This is a genomic window from Streptococcus sp. 2741 (genome assembly GCF_013276315.1).
Classification (GTDB): Bacteria; Bacillota; Bacilli; order Lactobacillales; family Streptococcaceae; genus Streptococcus; species Streptococcus pseudopneumoniae.
Map to the genome: position 1 here is coordinate 1 of NZ_VMKU01000173.1, position 2,215 is coordinate 2,215.

1 protein-coding gene is annotated in these 2,215 nt (G+C 42.0%); it reads left to right on the forward strand.

Annotation, left to right across the window (positions count from 1 at the left end; genetic code table 11):
• The first annotated feature begins 165 nt into the window (after window positions 1-165).
• Entirely contained in the window at window positions 166-2,163 is a 1,998-nt protein-coding gene (gene metG / locus HT671_RS11340; protein WP_050208047.1) for a methionine--tRNA ligase, read from the forward strand.
• Window positions 2,164-2,215 lie beyond the last annotated feature (52 nt).

Below are 2,215 nucleotides of genomic sequence, written 5' to 3' on the forward strand. Positions count from 1 at the left end.
TAAGTGATAAAGTCGGGAATTGAAGCCCTTCGTTATGAATAAGATCAACAAGATGGACACTCGTCTATCTTGTTTTTGTATGGATTTCCCTATCGAAATTCATTAAAAATGTGATATAATGAAGTGTTAGAAAAACAGGTTTCATTTGCCTGGAAAGGAAAAATTATGTCTGAAAAGAATTTTTATATTACAACGCCGATTTACTATCCATCTGGAAAACTGCATATCGGTTCTGCCTACACAACCATTGCTTGTGATGTCCTAGCACGTTACAAACGCCTGATGGGCTACGATGTCTTTTATTTGACAGGTCTTGATGAACATGGTCAGAAGATCCAGCAGAAAGCTGAAGAAGCTGGCATTACACCACAAGCCTATGTTGATGGGATGGCAGTTGGAGTCAAAGAACTCTGGAAATTACTAGATATCTCATACGATAAATTTATCCGTACAACTGATGACTACCATGAAAAAGTTGTCGCACAGGTCTTTGAACGCTTACTTGCTCAAGATGATATCTACTTGGGTGAATACTCTGGTTGGTATTCAGTATCAGACGAAGAATTCTTTACAGAAAGCCAACTGGCAGAAGTTTTCCGTGATGAAGCTGGAAATGTGACTGGTGGTATTGCTCCATCAGGTCACGAGGTTGAATGGGTATCCGAAGAATCATACTTCCTTCGCCTTAGCAAATACCAAGATCGTTTGGTCGAATTTTTCAAAGCTCATCCTGAATTTATCACTCCAGATGGTCGCCTTAATGAAATGCTACGCAACTTCATCGAGCCAGGTTTGGAAGATTTGGCGGTATCTCGTACAACCTTTACATGGGGAGTGCCTGTCCCATCAAATCCAAAACACGTTGTCTACGTTTGGATTGATGCCCTTCTTAACTATGCGACAGCTCTTGGCTACGGTCAAGACGAACATGGTAACTTTGACAAGTTCTGGAATGGAACAGTCTTCCACATGGTAGGAAAAGACATCCTTCGTTTCCACTCCATCTACTGGCCAGTCCTTCTTATGATGTTGGATGTTAAATTACCTGATCGTTTGATTGCCCATGGTTGGTTTGTCATGAAAGATGGTAAAATGTCTAAATCTAAAGGGAATGTCGTTTACCCTGAAATGTTGGTAGAGCGTTATGGACTAGATCCACTTCGTTACTACCTCATGCGTAGCCTTCCAGTTGGTTCAGATGGAACCTTCACTCCAGAAGACTATGTCGGCCGTATCAACTATGAATTGGCTAATGACCTTGGCAACCTCCTCAACCGTACGGTTTCTATGATTAACAAGTACTTTGATGGACAAATCCCTGCCTATGTAGAGGGCGTAACAGAGTTTGATAATGCTCTTGCTCAAGTAGCAGAGCAATCAATCGCTGACTACCATACACACATGGAAGCAGTTGACTACCCACGTGCGCTTGAAGCAGTCTGGACTCTTATCTCTCGTACTAATAAATACATCGACGAGACAGCTCCATGGGTCTTGGCTAAGGATGAAGCTCTTCGTGACCAATTAGCAAGTGTTATGAGCCACTTGGCAGCCAGCCTTCGTGTCGTCGCTCACTTGATTGAACCATTTATGATGGAAACTAGTCGTGCGGTTATGACTCAACTTGGCTTAGCAGAAGTTTCTAGTCTTGAAAACTTGAGTTTGGCTGCTTTCCCTGAGGGTGTAACAGTAGTTGCCAAAGGAACACCAATCTTCCCACGCCTGGATATGGAAGAAGAAATCGCCTATATCAAGGAACAAATGGAAGGCAACAAGCCAGCTGTCGAAAAAGAATGGAATCCAGACGAAGTCGAACTCAAACTAAGCAAGGATGAAATCAAGTTTGAAGACTTTGACAAGGTTGAAATCCGTGTCGCAGAAGTCAAAGAAGTTTCTAAAGTTGAAGGCTCTGATAAGTTGCTTCAATTCCGCTTGGATGCAGGTGATGGCGAAGACCGTCAAATTCTCTCAGGAATTGCAAAATACTATCCAAATGAACAAGAATTGGTCGGCAAGAAAGTTCAAATCGTTGCCAATCTCAAACCACGTAAAATGATGAAAAAATATGTCAGCCAAGGGATGATTCTCTCAGCTGAACATGATGGAAAATTAACCCTTCTCACAGTTGATTCAGCTGTACCAAATGGAAGTGTGATTGGGTAAAAGTATACAGGACTAGTTCATGCTAGTTCTGTTTTTTATTATGGCTTCAAGC

What these genes read in the sequence shown, in the direction of transcription:
- metG (WP_050208047.1), top strand. Translation starts at nt 166, where the DNA reads ATGTCTGAAAAGAATTTTTATATTACAACGCCGATTTACTATCCATCT.